The sequence below is a fragment of the Burkholderia sp. Tr-20390 genome, assembly GCF_017104595.1.
In the GTDB taxonomy this organism is placed as follows: domain Bacteria; phylum Pseudomonadota; class Gammaproteobacteria; order Burkholderiales; family Burkholderiaceae; genus Burkholderia.
Genome location: NZ_JAAGPC010000195.1, coordinates 1 through 15992, shown reverse-complemented (window position 1 = coordinate 15992; position 15992 = coordinate 1). Strand labels below are relative to the sequence as shown.

General features: G+C 69.4%; 14 protein-coding genes. 6 read left to right on the top strand and 8 right to left on the bottom strand.

What is annotated here, in order from left to right:
- The first annotated feature begins 168 nt into the window (after nt 1-168).
- On the top strand, nt 169-717 hold the full coding sequence (locus G3N98_RS33195; RefSeq protein WP_175239456.1) for a DUF3005 domain-containing protein: 549 nt from the start codon (nt 169-171) through the stop codon (nt 715-717).
- 64 nt (nt 718-781) lie between these two features.
- Here G3N98_RS33195 and G3N98_RS33190 read toward each other — a convergent pair whose 3' ends face one another.
- Nucleotides 782-1543: a DUF4397 domain-containing protein gene (locus G3N98_RS33190; protein ID WP_206150552.1), complete on the bottom strand. Its 762-nt coding sequence runs from the start codon at nt 1541-1543 to the stop codon at nt 782-784.
- A 301-nt stretch (nt 1544-1844) separates the two neighbouring features.
- Entirely contained in the window at nt 1845-3152 is a 1308-nt protein-coding gene (locus tag G3N98_RS33185) for an MFS transporter (RefSeq protein WP_124585761.1), read from the bottom strand.
- Nucleotides 3153-3685: 533 nt separating this feature from the next.
- On the opposite strand from G3N98_RS33185, the gene G3N98_RS33180 reads away from it, so the two are divergent.
- Nucleotides 3686-4132, top strand: a complete 447-nt coding sequence (locus G3N98_RS33180) for a MarR family winged helix-turn-helix transcriptional regulator (protein ID WP_046549825.1) — start codon at nt 3686-3688, stop codon at nt 4130-4132.
- 92 nt (nt 4133-4224) lie between these two features.
- Here G3N98_RS33180 and G3N98_RS33175 read toward each other — a convergent pair whose 3' ends face one another.
- The 5 genes from G3N98_RS33175 to G3N98_RS33155 all read right to left on the bottom strand — a co-directional run bounded on the left by G3N98_RS33175 (nt 4225) and on the right by G3N98_RS33155 (nt 10104).
- Entirely contained in the window at nt 4225-6510 is a 2286-nt protein-coding gene (locus G3N98_RS33175) for a molybdopterin cofactor-binding domain-containing protein (protein ID WP_206150551.1), read from the bottom strand.
- Nucleotides 6511-6729: 219 nt separating this feature from the next.
- A complete protein-coding gene (locus G3N98_RS33170) occupies nt 6730-7383 on the bottom strand; it encodes an isochorismatase family protein (protein ID WP_089427863.1) in 654 nt (217 codons plus the stop codon).
- Nucleotides 7384-7402: 19 nt separating this feature from the next.
- Nucleotides 7403-8452 (bottom strand): 2,5-dihydroxypyridine 5,6-dioxygenase, encoded by a 1050-nt coding sequence (locus G3N98_RS33165; RefSeq protein ID WP_206150550.1) that lies wholly within the window; start codon nt 8450-8452, stop codon nt 7403-7405.
- A 41-nt stretch (nt 8453-8493) separates the two neighbouring features.
- Complete coding sequence (locus G3N98_RS33160) at nt 8494-9324, bottom strand: alpha/beta hydrolase (protein ID WP_206150549.1); 831 nt, start codon at nt 9322-9324, stop codon at nt 8494-8496.
- Between the two features lie 27 nt (nt 9325-9351).
- Nucleotides 9352-10104, bottom strand: a complete 753-nt coding sequence (locus tag G3N98_RS33155; RefSeq protein ID WP_060212471.1) for an Asp/Glu racemase — start codon at nt 10102-10104, stop codon at nt 9352-9354.
- Nucleotides 10105-10402: 298 nt separating this feature from the next.
- On the opposite strand from G3N98_RS33155, the gene G3N98_RS33150 reads away from it, so the two are divergent.
- The 4 genes from G3N98_RS33150 to G3N98_RS33135 all read left to right on the top strand — a co-directional run bounded on the left by G3N98_RS33150 (nt 10403) and on the right by G3N98_RS33135 (nt 15291).
- A complete protein-coding gene (locus tag G3N98_RS33150) occupies nt 10403-11560 on the top strand; it encodes an FAD-dependent monooxygenase (protein ID WP_206150548.1) in 1158 nt (385 codons plus the stop codon).
- A 151-nt stretch (nt 11561-11711) separates the two neighbouring features.
- Nucleotides 11712-12215, top strand: coding sequence for a (2Fe-2S)-binding protein (locus tag G3N98_RS33145; protein WP_175239450.1), 504 nt, complete (start codon nt 11712-11714; stop codon nt 12213-12215).
- On the top strand, nt 12205-14625 hold the full coding sequence (locus G3N98_RS33140) for a c-type cytochrome (RefSeq protein ID WP_206150547.1): 2421 nt from the start codon (nt 12205-12207) through the stop codon (nt 14623-14625). The genes G3N98_RS33145 and G3N98_RS33140 overlap by 11 nt, the downstream gene beginning before the upstream one ends.
- 333 nt (nt 14626-14958) lie before the next feature.
- The gene (locus G3N98_RS33135; RefSeq protein ID WP_089474557.1) at nt 14959-15291 is read left to right on the top strand and encodes a hypothetical protein; all 333 of its coding nucleotides are present in this window, start codon (nt 14959-14961) and stop codon (nt 15289-15291) included.
- Nucleotides 15292-15413: 122 nt separating this feature from the next.
- Here G3N98_RS33135 and G3N98_RS33130 read toward each other — a convergent pair.
- The coding region (locus tag G3N98_RS33130; RefSeq protein WP_206150546.1) for an NAD-binding protein at nt 15414-15992 on the bottom strand (579 nt) is incomplete at its 5' end.

Genomic DNA, 15992 nt, shown 5'->3' with positions numbered 1-15992 from the left:
CGCGCGGGCGCCGTCTGTATGAAGGGTGCCGTGCCGGCCTGGCACGTGCGCCCGGAGACGTGCGCGTCGGCCAAGCCCATGAAAGATTTGCAAGGACCGTTGTAGCGATTCCCGGACCGGCGGCGACGGCCCTGATGCCGGCGCGCGCCGGCCGGAGAAGGAGGTGCAATGCAGAACGCGGAATCGAACCCGACCCCGGAACAGCAACGGGAACAGATCGAGAAGAGCCCGGTGAAGACGCCGGCGGCCGGCGACATGCCCGATGCGGCAACCCAGGCGGCGCAGGTCGCGCAGCGTCCGCTGACGCCCGAGAAGATTGCCGGGAAAATGCCGACCGGCTTGCCGCCGATCGAGCGCGGCACGCAGGCGCCCGACAGCGGCGACCCCGTGCGGCGAGCGGCCGCCCGGATCCCGACGCTCGACAACGCGAACATGGCGATGACCGACAACACGGTCGACGTCGACGGCAAGGGCATGGAAGCCGCCGCGGGCGCGTCGAAGTGGCACGACAACGTGATTTATTCGAACGCGTCGCTCGACGAAGCGGTCGAGACGCCCGACGAAGGGCTCGGCGGGATCGAGAGCCGCCCGTCCGGCAACATGCCGCAGATCGCGACGCGGCCGGGCTGGCGTGTACGCCATGTCGGCGATGTCGACGTCGAGCACGGCGACGGCACGCGCGCCGAGCATGTGATCGTCCTGGAGCGGAACGACTGACCACGTGACGGGAAGAGGCTGCGGGCGGCACGATCGCGCCGCCCGCAGCCATCATGAGCGGTCCTTATTGCGGACCGAGTTCCTGCGCGGACGCATCGGCGTCGTTGCCCTGCGCGACCAGCACGTGGATGTCGTTCGGCGTCACGTCGCCGACCCCGCCCGACGGGATCGTCAGCAGCAGCCAGTCGGCGTTGTTGTTGATGGTGACCGGCGCGGTCTTGAGGATCGGCGTCTTGCTGCCGGCCGTCGTGACGATCACCTGGTAGCTGCCGCCGTTCAGGTAGATCGAATCCTGCGTCGATGCCGGCACCGCGTTCTGGTAGGCCGTACCCGCGAGCGTCGGGCTTTGCGTCGTGATGTCGGTGCCGGGCGGCACGACGTACACGTCGACGTTCTGCGCATTCGGCGACGCGTTGAAGCTGCGCACGCGCGCCTTGTCGGACAGCAGGCCCTTGGCGTACGGATCGTCGATCACGGAGATCAGCGACGTCGTGCTCGGCAGCGCGATCGTCGTGTAGTGATGGCCGTTTGCCGCGCTGAACGATTGCGCGGCGATGGTCGTCGTCGTGCCGGAGACGTCGTAGCTCGCGTTCTGCGTGCCCGAGTCGACGTCGTGATAGCGCGTCACGCCCTTGTACGCGATATTGCCCTGATCGAGCTTCGCGTTCAGGTAGTAGTCGAGGTTCGGGCCGGCCGGCACCGCGTTGATGAAGCGCGCCTGCGGCTTCGAGATGCCGAGTTCGGTCCCGGCGTCGTCGCCGCCGCCGCACGCTGCGAGCACGGAGACGACCGAGCAAAGGGCGACCAGCGTTCGTATTGATTTCATGTTGTCCTCTCGTTCAGGGAACCTGCTTGCGATGCGGGATCGCCGCGCGAAGGGTCGCGCGGTGCGCAGCGCCGGTTGAAGGAAGGATGCCGTCCGCCGGAGCGGCGGGCGCGTGGATGACGCAAGCGATGTGCCTGTGCGGCGAACGGCGTCGGGAAGGGGGCGGGAAAGGGGGCGGCAGGCGGCGCGCACGCGCCGGCGGGGCGGCGTGCGCGGGGTGAGAGGGGGGGCGGGGCGAACCGCGGGCTCGGCGCGGTTGCCGGTTGTAAAAATGACCGCGTCGCGCGCGCGACGCGCTGCGTCAGCGGTTCACGAGCCGGGCCGGATAGGCGAGCGCGAGGGCGCAGCCCACCACCATGCACGCGGCGAAACCGTACAGCCCCGCGCTTTGCGAATGGAACGTGTCGCGCAGCCAGCCGATGAAGTAGGTGCTGCCGAACCCGCCGAGGTTGGCGATCGAGCACGCGAACGCGATCCCGCCGGCGGCGGCCGAGCCCTTCAGGAACGTCGACGGCAAGGCCCAGACGACCGGCATCGCGGCGGCCGCGCCCGCGTTGATCAGCGAGAACAGCAGCACCGTGCCGAACGTGCCGTGCGACGACGAGGCCGCGATCGCCAGCGCGACGGCCGACACCATGAACGGCACGACGATATGCCAGCGGCGTTCGCGCGCCCGGTCGGAACTGGCGCCGCAGTACAGCGTGGCGAGCACGGCCGCGGCATTCGGGATCACCATCAGCCAGCCGATGTGATACGCATCCTTCACGCCCGTGTCGCGCAGGATCGTCGGCAGCCAGAAGCTCACCGCATAGAGGCCGAGCAGCACGCACAGGTCGATCAGGCCGAGCGCCCATACCTTCGGATCGGAGAACGCCTTGCCGAGCGCATGGCTCTTGTTGCCGGACGGATCGGCATCGAGGTTCGCGCGCAACGCGTGCTTCTCGTCGGCGTTCAGCCACGGCGCGGATTCGATGCTGTTCGGCAGCCAGCGCAGCACCGCGAAGCCGAGCAGCACCGACGGCAGCGCTTCGAGCAGGAACAGCCACTGCCAGCCGCCGAGCCCGTGCGTGCCGTCGAACGCGCGCATGATCCACCCGGAGATCGGGCTGCCGATCATGCTCGACAGCGGCAGCCCGACCATGAACAGCGCGACGATCCGCGCGCGGCGCGCATCGGGATACCACTGCGTCAGGTACAGCAGCACGCCGGGCAGGAAGCCGGCCTCGGCCGCGCCGAGCAGAAAGCGCACCACGTAGAACTGCATCGGCGTGTGCACGAACATCGTCGCACCCGACAGCAGGCCCCACGTGATCATGATCCGCGCGATCCACAGCTTCGCGCCGACGCGTTGCAGCACCAGGTTGCTCGGGACTTCGAACAGGATGTAGCCGGCGAAGAACAGGCCGGCGCCGAGCCCGTACACGGTATCGCTGAACTTCAGCGCGTCGAGCATCTGGAGTTTCGCGAGCCCGATGTTGATGCGGTCGAGATAGGCCGCGAAGTAGCACAGGCAGAAGAGGGTAATCAGGCGCAGCGTGACCTTGCGATAGAGATTGCCGTGCAGCGCATCGTCGGGGGAAACGGCGGCGCTCGGGTGTGCGGTAGACATGGGATTGCCCCTGTTCGAATGTGACGGATGAATGGGTGGCCGATCGACGCGAGCGGGCGTTCCGCTGCGCACTGGAGTCTGTATATCACGGCAATTAAATAGCGTACACACTAGAAAATACCGAATCGCACAGGCACGATTCCGGCCGCGCGAAGGCAAGCGTTTGCGTGAGAAAAGCCGTGTGTTTGATGAGGTTTTTTGGGGAAATGAACGCGGTTTTAAAGAGGGCGCCAACGCGCAAAGTCATGCACAAAATTCGTGCGTATGCGCTTAAAAATACAGCGTGTGCACGAAAGTCTGCCGATGCACGCAAGCACGTGCTCGGCAGCGGGTTCGAACGCGCATTGCCTGCCGTCGCTGCGCCGTACCCGGCGGGCAACGCGCAGCCGTCAGGCGATCGTCAGGCACGCGGCGCCCCGGGTGCCGCGAATCCTGATGCACCGCAATGAAGCGGCCCCCGGCTGCCGGTCGTGCCAAATTGAGGGTGTACACTGCTTGTCTTTCCCTTACATGCGGCGCGGGCCTGCACTTTCATGGCGTCTTCGAAGGATTCCTACGACTTTCACGATCAGGTCGGTCACCTGCTGCGCCGCGCGTATCAGCGGCACGTGTCGATCTTCCAGGAAGCGATCCCCGATTCGGATCTCACGGCCGCGCAGTTCGTCACGCTGTGCGCGGTCAAGGAGCGCCAGGGGTGCTCGCTGAACGACATCGTCAAGGCGACCGCGATCGACCAGGCGACGATTCGCGGCGTGGTCGACCGGCTGAAGGCGCGCGCGCTGATCGAGGTGCTGCCCGATCCGAACGACGGCCGCAAGCTGATCGTGCGCGCCACCGCGACCGGCCTCGCGCTGATCGACCGCACGGTGCCGTTCGCGCGGCAGGTGACGGAGCGCACGTATGGCGCGCTCAATCCGGGCGAGCGGGTCGCGCTGCAGTTCCTGCTGCGCAAGATGATGGAAGAGGACGGCGACGCGTGATGCGTGTCGCGCGCGAGGTGGCATGCCCGTCTGGTCCGCCGCTTGTTGGCCCGTTCGTCGGCCGGATTGATCCGGCGATGCGCCGGCAGCCTTCAAGCCGTGCTGGTTGCCGCCTGCGCACCGGCCGCGTCGGCCGTCATCAACCGGCCTGCTTCGCGTAACGCGGCCCGCACCGTCTCCGGCGTAAACGGCGGCGCGTAGAACCGCACGCCGGTCGCATCGAACAACGCGTTCGCGACGGCGGCCGGGCCCGGCACCGACGCCGATTCTCCCGCGCCGAGCGGCGGCTCGCCTTGCCTCGGCATCAGCACGACATCGACGTCCGGCACTTCCGCGAAGGTCAGGATCGGATAGCTCGCCCATTCGCGCGACGCAACCTTGCCGTCGGCGAAGCGCACGCGCTCCTTCAGCGTGCGGCTCAATACCTGGATCACGTTGCCGTGGATCTGGTGGCGCACGCCATCGGGGTTGATCATCGTGCCCGTGTCCTGGCCGACCGTGACGCGTTCGATGCGGATCTCGCCCGATACGCGATCGACGCTCAGGTCGACGACCCATGCCGACCACGCCGCGCCGAAGCCGGGGAAGCGGCTGTGCACGTAGCGCGCGTAGGCGATTCCGCGGCCGCGCACCAGCCGCGACGGCTCGGGTTCATGCGGCGTGCGCCGCACGCGTGGCGTCCAGCCCGCACGATCGGCCACGGCCTGCAGCAGTTCGGTCGCGCGCGCGTCCTGCAGGTGGCGCAGCCGGAACGCAAGCGGGTCGACGCCGGTCAGCGCCGCGCATTCGTCGGCGAACGCATCATGCGCGAACGAGTTCGGCAATGCCGACACGCCGCGCAGCCACGACGCACGCACGAGCGGGGCAAGATCCTCGCAGACGAAGCGGCGATGCGGGCTCGCGTACGGCGACACGGCCGTGCGATCGCCCATCTCGAACACGCGCGGCGCGGGCGCGATCGCGCCGGTCAGCAGCGCCGCGAGCAGCGGCGCGTCGTTCGACGGGTAGCGCGTCGTGAAGTCGTAGCCGAGCAGGCGGCCGTCGCGCGTGACGGTGCCAGTCACCTGCATCAGCTGGCCCGCGCCTTTCGGTTCCCACAGATGTTCGTCGGCGCGCGACAGTTGCACGCGTACCGGGCGGCCGACCGCGCGCGACAGCAGCAGCGCGTCGCCGCACACGTCGTCCGCGCCGTTGCGGCCGTAGCAGCCGGCCGCTTCCATCCGCACCACGTCGAAATCGGCTTCGTCGCGCGCGACGAGCGTCGCGAGGTCATAGCGCAGCGACACGGGATTCTGCGTGCCGGACCACACGGTGATCCGGCCGTTGCCCGGCTCGCGATAGTCGGCGAGCGCACAGGACGGGCCGATCGAGCCGTGCATCTGGAACGGCCATGCGTAGGTGCGCGACAGCGTGATCGTGTCGGGCTGCGCTCGCGCCGCGTCGACGTCGCCTTCATCGAGCAGCACGCGGCGTCTGGCCGGCGCGGCGGCGATCGCGGCAGACGGTTCGTCGAGCGGCGGCAGCGCGGGGAGCGGACGCCATGTCACCCTCAGCTGGCGCGCCGCGCGGATCGCGTGTTCCTCACGCTCGGCCACCACGCCGACGAAATCGCCGATCGCGATGACGGCCACGAGCCCCGGCACGTCGGCCACCGATGCGCGATCGACGTCGACGAGCGACGTGCCGACGAACGAGCCGCTGTCATGCCCCGCATAGGGTGGCCGCACGACACGGCCGTGCAGCATGCCCGGCACGCGCATGTCGTGCACGAACGTGAGCTGGCCGGTTGCCTTCGCGGGCAGGTCGACGCGCGGCGACGGCTTGCCGACGATCCGGTACAGGGCGGGATCTTTCGTGCGGGTGTTCAGGTCCAGCGTCAGCGCGATCCGGTGCGCGGCGACGAGCGCGGCGAACGTGATCGCCTGTCCATCGGACGAAATCGTTCCATCGTCGACGGCCAGCCGTTCCGCATCGACGCCGAAGCGTTCGGCCGCGAGCGCCAGCAATGCATGCCGCGCCTGCGCGGCCGCGCAGCGCAGCGGCGTCGCGGAAATCTGGATCGTCGCGCTCGCGATGGTCGGGCCCTGGTTCGGTGTCGCGGCCGTGTCGCCGAGCACCATCGTCACGCGCGCGGCCGGCACGTCGAGTTCCTCGGCGACGATCTGCGCGAGCGACGTGCGGATGCCGGTGCCGAGATCGACGTGACCGTTGAACGCGAGGATGCGGCCGTCGTCGAGGATCGCGACGAATACTTCCGGCAGCGCCGGCACGTAGGACGACAGGCTGCCCGGCTGGCCGGGCGCCGGCTTGACGGGCGGCGCGGGCGGCCGGATCACGGTGAGGCAGCCGTTGCGCGCGAGCAGTTCGGAGCGGTTCACGGATGAAGGATCCTGTCGAGGGAGAGGCGGCGCGCGGCCGGATGCAGCGTACGCGGCGCGAGGTCGCCGGCGGCCCGGGCGTCCTGCTCGCGGTGTGCACGGAGCGCCATGCCGGTGACCGTCGCGAGTGCGCGCGCCCCCAATCTAGGTCGCCAAAAGCGCAGCGTCAATCGCGCGGGCGGTTGCCGGCCGGTCACGCCGCCGGCCCGCCGTGACGATTCAGCGTGCGCGTGCCTGCACCGCATCGATCGCCGCGATCGCATCGTCGAGCGGCATCACCGCCGCGTATTTCTGCTGCATGTCGAACAGGTTCGCGTCGTGCGGCGCGATCGCGCGATCGCCGACACAGTCGGCCAGCACGAGCGGACGGAACCCGTGCGACATCGCATCGACGACGCTCGCGCGCACGCAGCCGCTCGTCACGGCGCCCGCGACGAGCAGCGTCTGCACCGCGCGTTGCGCGAGCCACGGCGCCAGTTGCGTGCCGAAGAACGCCGACGGCACGGTCTTGCGCACGACGAGCTCGCCGGGCGCGGGCGTGAGCTCGGGCACGATCGCGCTGTTCGGGTGGTGCTCGGTCAGCGTCGCCATGCCGGGCACCTTCAGCGAGAACACGTTGTCGTCGCTGCCGTCGTCCGCGTACACGATGCGGCTGTGCGCGACGGGCCAGCCGCGTTCGCGCGCGAGCGCGAGCGCACGCGTCGTGCGCGCGATCGCGGGCGCGATGTTGCCGCCGCCGAACGTCGCGGGATCGGCGAAGCCGACCACGAAATCGACGATCAGCAGGCCGATGTTGCCGTGCGGCGGCAGCGGCGTGCCGAAGCCCTGCTGGCGATAGACGTTCGCTTCGGCGTGACGGGAAAGATCGTTCATGGTGTGGGGCACTCGTCGGTCAGGCGGGTTGAGCGGGTCGATCGATCACGCGGCCGTCGCGCACGACGGTCTCGCCGTCGAGTTCTACGGTGCAGCGGCGCAGCGGGATGTCGATGTGGCAGGTGGTCGTGCGGTTGCCGCCGCCTTCGTTGTTCGGGCCGAGCGAGAACAGGAAGTTGCCCTCGAACGCGCGCGCGTCCATCCCGATCGTCGCCTCGCGGTCGTACAGCCCGAGCGTCGACCAGCGCGCACGCGGCTGAAGCCCCCAGCCGATATGCGAGATCGCATAGCCTTCGGGGTCGGCGAAGGTCTCCATGTAGTCGCGCAGCAGGTCGGCGTCGACGCCGCCTTCGATGCGCGTCGCATAGCCGCCTTCGACGGTCAGCGCGATCGGTTCGCGCACGTAGTGCTTCTGCGGCAGCAGGATGTCGCCGCGGTCGATCACGATCGTGCCGCGCGCGGTGCGGTCGTTCGGGTAGGTCAGCGCGAAGCCGCTCGGCCAGTGGTCCCAGCGGCCCGGCGCGTCGACGAAGCCGTATTCGGCCGTCGGCGGGAACTCGCCGAGCGGGCACACGAGCGCGGTGCCGGCCGCCGACGTCACGCGCATCTCGCGGGCGGCGGCGATCTGTTTCGCCGCGGTGAGCACGCGCGTGCGGTCGGCCAGCGTCGGCACCATCCGCACGAGCACTTCGGGCGGCTCGACCGCGAGCAGGATTTTCGTGCCGGATTTGAGGATCTCGTGCTGCTCGGGCGAGAACAGCAGCGTCATCAGGTCGAGCACGAGGTCGCTCTCGCGTAGCGCGGCGATCGCGGCCTTGTTGCCGGTCAGCGGCGTCGTGCCGAGATACGCGAGCGGGTCGCGGCTGAACGCCTTGTCGCCGTTCACCGGCGGCAAGTCGAGGCGGTTGACGATCGCGCCCATCGTTTGCGTCGCGATCAGCGCGCACGACAGCGTCTGCGGATGGGTGGCCGCGCTCGTCAGGATGGTGACGGTCTGGCCCGGTTCGAGGCGCGACAGCGTGAGCACCTGCTTCCACGCGTCGATCAGTTGGGAATCGCTGACTGGCATCGTCGGCTCCGGTAAAGGCGTGAGGGGAAGGGAGGTCAGGGTCAGGCCGCGAGCGGCGCGCCGAGGAAGTCGCCGAACGCCGCGTAGAAGCCCGCTGCGTTGTCCCACGGAATCATGTGGCCGGCGTCGGGCACGCGCACGTGCCGCATCGACGGCGTTGCGCGCTGCAGTTCGGCGACGTCGTCATCGCGCACCACGTCGCCGCGCTCGGCCGTGATCAGCAGCGACGGCACGGCCAGTTGCGCGGCGTCCGCGTGGAAATCGTCGGTATGAAAGCCTTCGTACGACGCGCGCACCGCGCGCTCGTCGCAGGTATGCAGCCATTCGGCGCGCAACCGCAGCTCGGCGTCGGTCCAGGTCGGGCAGAACGCGCGCATGCCTTCGGCGTCGGTGCCGGCGCATGCGAGCGCCATCGAGTCGATGTACCACGGCAGCTTGCCCGGATAGTCGCGGCGGTTCGGGCCCGACACGGGCGGATCGACGAGCACGACCGATTCGAGCCCGTGGATGCCGCGCCGCGTGGCGCGCGCGGCGATTCGCGCGCCCATCGAATGGCCGACGAGGCTGGTGCGCGGCAGGCCGAGCGCGGCGACGAGCGCCGCGACGTCGTCGGCCTGCGCATCGAGGCGGTAGTCGAGCGACGGCGACGCGTCGGACAGCCCGCGGCCGCGCACGTCGAGCACGTAGGTATCGAACGCCGCGCCGAATACTTCGCCGACGAAACCCCACGTGATCGCGGGGCTCGTGATGCCGGGAATCAGCACGATCGCCGGGCGCGAGGCGCGCGCGCCGGTCGCGCCGCCGTAGCGCAGGTAGTGCTGGCGGATGCCGTTCGCGCGAATGTTCGCGCCATACAGGAAAGTCGAGGGCATGAAGGGACTCCGTCGAAAGGGCCGCGCTCAGTACGCGCCGGACAGCAGCGCGCCGGCGCCGGGCACGATCGGTTCGAGGTCGAGCTCGCGCAGCATCGCGTAGGTCGTCGCGATCGCGGCCGTGATCACGGGCTTGCCCGTCATCGCCTCGACCTTCGCGACGGCCGGCAGCGACGGCATCTGCACGCAGGCAGACAGCACGATTGCATCGGCGTCCTGGTACGGCAGCGTCTTCACGATGTCGGGCAGGCGCGCCGGGTCGTGGCGGCCGACGTCGAGGTTGTCGGGGATCTCCAGCGCGCGGTACGCAAGCACGTCAAAGCCTTCGTTGCGGATGTAGTCGACCACGAGTTCGGTCAGCGGCAGCATATACGGCGCGACGACGACGATCCGCTTCGCGCCGATCACCTTCAATGCGTCGACGAGCGCGCCCGCACTCGTCAGCACCGGCGCCTGCGCGCCGTTGTCCGCCGTGTGCTTCGTCAGGCGCGCCTGCGACACGCGGTGATAGCCGTGCCCCATCGCCATGATCGCGACCAGGCACGCGTAGCCGAGCACGTCGACGCGTGCATCGCTCAGTTCCACCGCGCAGCGGTCGGATTCGGCGTCCATCGCCGCGAGTTCTTCCTTGACGACCTTCTTCATCCGCATCCGGCTCGAGTGATACGTGAAGCGCTCGGGGCGGATCGCTTCGCGCAGCCGCAGCATCGCGGGAATCTCGGTTTCCATCGTCGTGTTGGAACTCGGCACGATCTGGCCGATGCGGTAGGTCTTGCTCATGACGGAAGGCTCCGTGTCGGTAAGGGTGGGGCGGCACGCGGGTGCGGGATCGCCGGATGTCGAGCAAAGTCTAGTGTGTACATTTGAAAATGGCAATGGATCAAAATGACGTCGATCTTGCGTTTATCGCTTTTTTGTGGGGGTATTCATGGAATTATTGGTGTTTTCCCGAATGCCGTTGCCGCTGGCGACAATCCGCTTGTCCTGAATAAATTGAGTGTGTACGCTACATAAACGCCATTCAATCCGCCCGTTCTCGCGCCGCGTTCGGCCACGGGCCCACGATCAGGAGATCCGCATGAGCACACCCCGTATCGCAATCATCGGCGCCGGTCTCGGCGGCACGGCCGCCGCGGCGCTGCTGCAGCGCGGCGGCTACGACGTCGCGCTGTACGAGCAGGCGCCGGCGTTCTCGCGCCTCGGCGCGGGCATCCACCTCGGCCCGAACGTGATGAAGATCATGCGGCGCATCGGCTGCGAGGACGCGCTGGAGACGATGGGTTCGCATCCGGATTACTGGTACAGCCGCGACTGGCAGACGGCCGACGTGCTCGCGCAGATCCCGCTCGGCGACTACGCGCGCAACGCCTACGGCGCGAGCTACCTGACCGTGCATCGCGGCGATTTCCATGCATTGATGACGCAGGCGGTGACGCCCGGCACGATCCGCTTCGGCAAGCGGCTCGCGGCGGTGGAGGACACCGGCGACGCGGTGCGCCTGACGTTCACCGACGGCAGCGTCGAGACGGCCGACATCGTGATCGGCGCGGACGGCGTGAATTCGCGGATCCGCGAGCACCTGCTCGGCGCGGAACCGCCGCGCTATACGGGCTACGTCGCGCACCGCGCGGTGTTCCCGGCGTCGCTGCTCGGCAACAAGCCGTACGACATGTGCGTGAAGTGGTGGTCGGAGGATCGCCACATGATGGTCTACTACGTGACCGAGAAGCGTGACGAGTATTACTACGTGACCGGTGTGCCGCAGGCCGAATGGCCCGAAGGCGTGTCGATGGTCGACAGCAGCCGCGACGAAATGCGCGAGGCGTTCGCGGGTTTCCATGCCGACATCCAGCACCTGATCGACGTGTCGCCGTCGATCACCAAGTGGCCGCTGCTCGAGCGCGATCCGCTGCCGTTGTGGAGCCGCGGCCGCCTCGTGCTGCTCGGCGACGCGTGCCATCCGATGAAACCGCACATGGCGCAGGGCGCGGCGATGGCGATCGAGGATGCGGCGATGCTCGCGCGCTGCCTCGATGAAGTCGGCGTCAGCGACTACGCGGGTGCGTTCGCGCTGTACGAGGCGAATCGCGCGGCGCGTGCGTCGAAGGTGCAGCTCGTGTCGCACAACAACACGTGGCTGCGCACGAACGAGGATCCGTCGTGGGTGTTCGGCTACGACGTGTTCGACGTGCCGCTCGTCTCGCCGTCGCGCAACAGCGTCGCGGCCGTGGCCTGACGCGTACGCGGTGCCCGCGCCGGCCGGTGCTGCGCCGTCGGCGTCGCGAGCGCCGATGTGCCGGGCCATGTGTTTTTCGGCGTGTTATATGTCAGGCGCGCGCCGGCGGCAGTGCACGCTGCCGGTCGCCCGCCGCATTCCGGATCCCTTCATGTCCCATCCCGCTTCCCCGTCGCGGCCGCTGGCGTTTCGCGTGAACGGCACGCCGCACACCTTCGTCGAGGCCGCGCCCGACGCGCCGCTGCTGCTGGTCCTGCGCAACGACTGCGCGCTCAATGGCCCGAAGTACGGCTGCGGGCTCGGGCAGTGCGGCGCATGCACGGTGCTGGTCGACGGGCAGGCCACGCGTTCGTGCGTCGTGCCCGCCGCCGCCGCGCACGGGCGCGACGTCACGACGCTGGAAGGGCTCGGGTCGCACGACGCGCCGCATCCGATCCAGCGCGCGTTCATCGACGAGCAGGCCGCGCAGTGCGGCTATTGCCTGAACGGGATGATCATGAGCACGAAGGCGCTGCTCGACCGCCATCCCGCGCCGGACGATGCGGCGATCCGCGATGCGTTGCGCTTCAATCTGTGCCGCTGCGGCACGCACCTGGAAATCATCCGGGCCGTGCATCGCGCGGCACGCTACCTGCGAGGCGGCGATGAAGCCTGACGCGGGTTTGCCCGTCGAGTCGGCGCGCGTGACGGATCCCGAGCCGCGCGATGCAGCCGGCACCGATGCATTGCGCGCACACCGCGCGCGCTACACCTGGCCGATCGGCAATGCGCAGGCAGACGCGCAGGTATCGCTCGACGTCGAAACGCGGATCGCGGCCGACGGGCGGATGACGACCTGGCGCTATCGCGCGCAGGCGGCCACCGACGATCGTCACGCGCCGCACGGTGCGCAGACCGAGCGCGCGGATACCGGCCCGGCCGAGCCGTTCGTCTACCGGCACGCGCAGACGTCGATCGAACTCGCCGATGCCGGTCACGCGATTCCCGGACACGCGCACGTGTTCGCGCGCGAATCCTTCGTCGACGAACTCGCGGGCGCGTTGCGGCGCGATCCGGTCGCGTTGCGCCTGCAGCATCTCGACGCGGCGCGGGACGCCGGGCCGCGCGAGATCATCCGGATGGTCAGCGAGCGTGCGGCATGGGGCGCGCCGGCCGCGGTCGCCCCGGATGCCCATGCGCGCCTGAGCGGGCGCGGCTTCGCTTTCGATGGCGCTGGAGCGTCTTCCGGCAACACACCATCGGCTGCCGACGCGACAGGCGACGGCGATGCGCGCTGGTCCGCATGGGTCGTCGATCTCGACGTCGACCGCGCGACGGGCGACGTCGCGGTGCGGCGCGTCGTGGCTGGGCAGGGTGCCGGCACACCGGGCGACGCGTCGATGGCCGGCTTGCCCGCATGGCAGATCGAGGCGGCGATTTCGCGCGTGATGGGCGCGCGCCTGTCCGCGCGGCCCGCGCACGACGAAACCGGCATGGGTGCGCAGCCGGATGCGATCGCTCATGAACTGATTGCGTCCGACGACACGGACACGGCCCATCGCACGCACGGCGCGCTGTCACGGTACGATGCGCGCCGGATCGAGCAGGCGGCGGCGCCCGCGGCGGCGGCGATCGCGAACGCACTGTACGACGCGACGGGCGTGCGGTTTCGCGCACCGCCGTTCGATGCCGAGCGCATTCGCGCGGCGCTTGCGCGACCGGTGCCGGCCGATTCCGCGGAAGCGGGGCGCAGCGACCCGCGTCGCGCATCGCGCTGGCGCCGCTGGCTGGCCGGCGGCGGCGTGGGCGGGGTGGTCGGCGGGCTGATCGGCCTGGCCTGCGCGATCCTGCCGGGCCCCACGTCGATCGCACCCGTTGCGCCCGGCGGCGCGGACGGTGCGATGTGGAGCGCGGCGACGCTCGAGCGCGGCCGCCTGGTCGCACTCGCCGGCGACTGCGCGGTGTGCCACACGGCGCCCGGCGGCGCGACCAACGCGGGCGGGCTCGCGCTCGATACGCCGTTCGGCACGATCTACACGACGAACCTCACGCCCGATCCGGACACCGGCATCGGCACGTGGTCGTATCCGGCGTTCGCGCGCGCGATGCGCGAAGGCATCTCGCGCGACGGCACGCACCTGTACCCCGCGTTCCCGTACACGGCGTTCGCGAAGCTGAGCGAACCCGACCTGCTCGCGCTCTATGCGTACCTGATGTCGCAGCCGCCGGTGAAGCACGTGCCGCCGAAGACGAAGCTGCCGTTTCCGCTCGACCAGCGGCGCCTCGTCGCCGGGTGGAACTGGCTGTTTCACGATGCGCGGCCGTTCGCGCCGGACCCGGCACGCTCCGCGACGTGGAATCGCGGCAAGTATCTGGTCGACGGCGCCGGGCACTGCGGCGCGTGCCATACGCCGCGCAATGCGCTGGGTGCGGAGAAGGGCGGTGTTGCGTACCTGTCGGGCGGCGAGGCCGAGGGCTGGGTCGCGCCGCCGCTCGTCGCGTCGCCGGCTTCGCCGGTGCCGTGGACCGAAGGTGCGCTGTTCGACTACCTGCGCACGGGCTTTTCCGCGCAGCATGGCGTCGCGGCCGGGCCGATGGCGCCCGTCGTCGCGGGGCTCGCGGCGCTGCCGGAGGCCGACGTCCAGGCGATCGCACACTATCTCGCATCGCTGTCGCCGCCCGTCGACGCAGCGGCCGTCGCCGACGCGGCCGCCCGGCAGGCGCGCGGCGCGGAAGCCGTCACGACGCTCGGCCTCGAGAACGGTCGCCGGGCGTTCGACGCCGCGTGTGCGGTGTGTCATGCGGAATCGGGCGGCGTTGGGCATTTCGGCGTACGCCCGCTGATGGGGCTCAACACGAGCGTCAGCCAAGCCGCGCCGGACAACCTGCTGCGCGTGCTGCATCACGGGATCGACCAGCCGGCCACCGGCGAACTCGGCTACATGCCGGGCTTCGGCGATGCATTTGACGACCGGCAGATGGCCGAGCTGGCCGCGTATATCCGCGCGCGCTACGCGCCGGGGCAGCCGGCGTGGCGGAACCTGGCGGAGGCGTCGGCACGAATCCGGCAGGAAGTTGCACACTGATCGGCCGCCAGGCAACGGGCAACGGGCTGCGGGCAACCAGCAACCAGCAACCAGCAACCAGCAACCAGCAACCAGCAACCAGCAACCAGCAACCGGCAACCGGGCAACCGGGCAACCGGGCAACCGGGCAACCGGGCAACCGGGCAACCGGGCAAAACTACCCGCTGACGCGATCTGGCCCGGAACGGGGGCGGAAATATTGCCCCATTTTCATCATCGTTTAACCATTCGAAACAATGTGTTCACTGAAAGGGGCATGATCTCCGGCGATCGAGCAGGCATACTGTCGCCTATGTTGCTCAATGCGCGTCGAACGGCGCGCGCCTGCCCCCCATGTCCATTCCAGTTTCCTTTCGAACCTTGCGATGGTTGACCGTCGCGGCTGCCGTATGCTTGCTCGCCGCGTGTTCGACCGCTTCCGACGTGACCGCGACGTCGAACCCGAACGTGTTTACCGTGACGACGCGCACGGTCGGCGTGTCGACGACGTGGGCCGATGCCCATACGAAGGCCGTCGACGAAGCCACCAACTACTGCACGCAGCGCGGCATGCGCGCGAGCATGAAGCAGGAATCGCTGACCAGCGGCAGCCGGGTCGGCGCGCGCTCCGAACTCGCGTTCGAGTGCCATCCGACCTTCGAGACGGCGTCGAACCCGCGCGGTTGAGCGACCGGCGGCGTTGACGCCGCGTCCGTGCCGCACGTTTTCCTTCCCCCGCATGCAAAACGACCCGCGATGCCGTTCAGGCACATCGCGGGTCGACGCACGTCCGGTGCAGGCGGCGGCGGTTACGCCGGCTGCGCCTCGTACAGCTTCACGCACGCGGAGAAGTCGAGCGTGCCGAGCCCTTGCTGGCTCATCGACTGATAGAGCTGCTGCGCGAGCGCGCCCATCCACACCGGCTGGTGCGCGCTGCGCGCCGCTTCGGTCGCGAGCCCGAGATCCTTCAGCATCAGGTTCGCCGCGAACCCGCCCGCATAGCCGCGCGCGGCCGGCGCGGTGTCGCTCACGCCCGGATACGGGTTGTACGCGTCCGAACTCCAGCAGCGGCCGGTCGACGTATTGATGATGCCGGCCAGCACGGCCGGATCGATCCCGAGCGCCGCGCCGAGCGCCATCGCTTCCGATACGCCCATCATCGAGATCCCGAGCAGCAGGTTGTTGCAGATCTTCGCGATCTGCCCGGTGCCCGTGCCGCCGCACTGCACGACGTTCTTGCCCATGTCGAGCAGCACGGGGCGGATGCGCTCGAACAGCGCGGCGTCCGCGCCGACCATGAAGGTCAGCGTACCGGCCTGCGCACCGCCCGTGCCGCCCGACACGGGCGCGTCGGCGAGCGGGAAGCCGCGCTGCGCGGTGGCCAGATC

What these genes read in the sequence shown, in the direction of transcription:
- G3N98_RS33170 (WP_089427863.1), bottom strand. Translation starts at nt 7,383, where the DNA reads ATGAACGATCTTTCCCGTCACGCCGAAGCGAACGTCTATCGCCAGCAG.
- G3N98_RS33190 (WP_206150552.1), bottom strand. Translation starts at nt 1,543, where the DNA reads ATGAAATCAATACGAACGCTGGTCGCCCTTTGCTCGGTCGTCTCCGTG.
- G3N98_RS33140 (WP_206150547.1), top strand. Translation starts at nt 12,205, where the DNA reads ATGAAGCCTGACGCGGGTTTGCCCGTCGAGTCGGCGCGCGTGACGGAT.
- G3N98_RS33135 (WP_089474557.1), top strand. Translation starts at nt 14,959, where the DNA reads ATGTCCATTCCAGTTTCCTTTCGAACCTTGCGATGGTTGACCGTCGCG.
- G3N98_RS33185 (WP_124585761.1), bottom strand. Translation starts at nt 3,152, where the DNA reads ATGTCTACCGCACACCCGAGCGCCGCCGTTTCCCCCGACGATGCGCTG.
- G3N98_RS33155 (WP_060212471.1), bottom strand. Translation starts at nt 10,104, where the DNA reads ATGAGCAAGACCTACCGCATCGGCCAGATCGTGCCGAGTTCCAACACG.
- G3N98_RS33160 (WP_206150549.1), bottom strand. Translation starts at nt 9,324, where the DNA reads ATGCCCTCGACTTTCCTGTATGGCGCGAACATTCGCGCGAACGGCATC.
- G3N98_RS33150 (WP_206150548.1), top strand. Translation starts at nt 10,403, where the DNA reads ATGAGCACACCCCGTATCGCAATCATCGGCGCCGGTCTCGGCGGCACG.
- G3N98_RS33165 (WP_206150550.1), bottom strand. Translation starts at nt 8,452, where the DNA reads ATGCCAGTCAGCGATTCCCAACTGATCGACGCGTGGAAGCAGGTGCTC.
- G3N98_RS33180 (WP_046549825.1), top strand. Translation starts at nt 3,686, where the DNA reads ATGGCGTCTTCGAAGGATTCCTACGACTTTCACGATCAGGTCGGTCAC.
- G3N98_RS33145 (WP_175239450.1), top strand. Translation starts at nt 11,712, where the DNA reads ATGTCCCATCCCGCTTCCCCGTCGCGGCCGCTGGCGTTTCGCGTGAAC.
- G3N98_RS33195 (WP_175239456.1), top strand. Translation starts at nt 169, where the DNA reads ATGCAGAACGCGGAATCGAACCCGACCCCGGAACAGCAACGGGAACAG.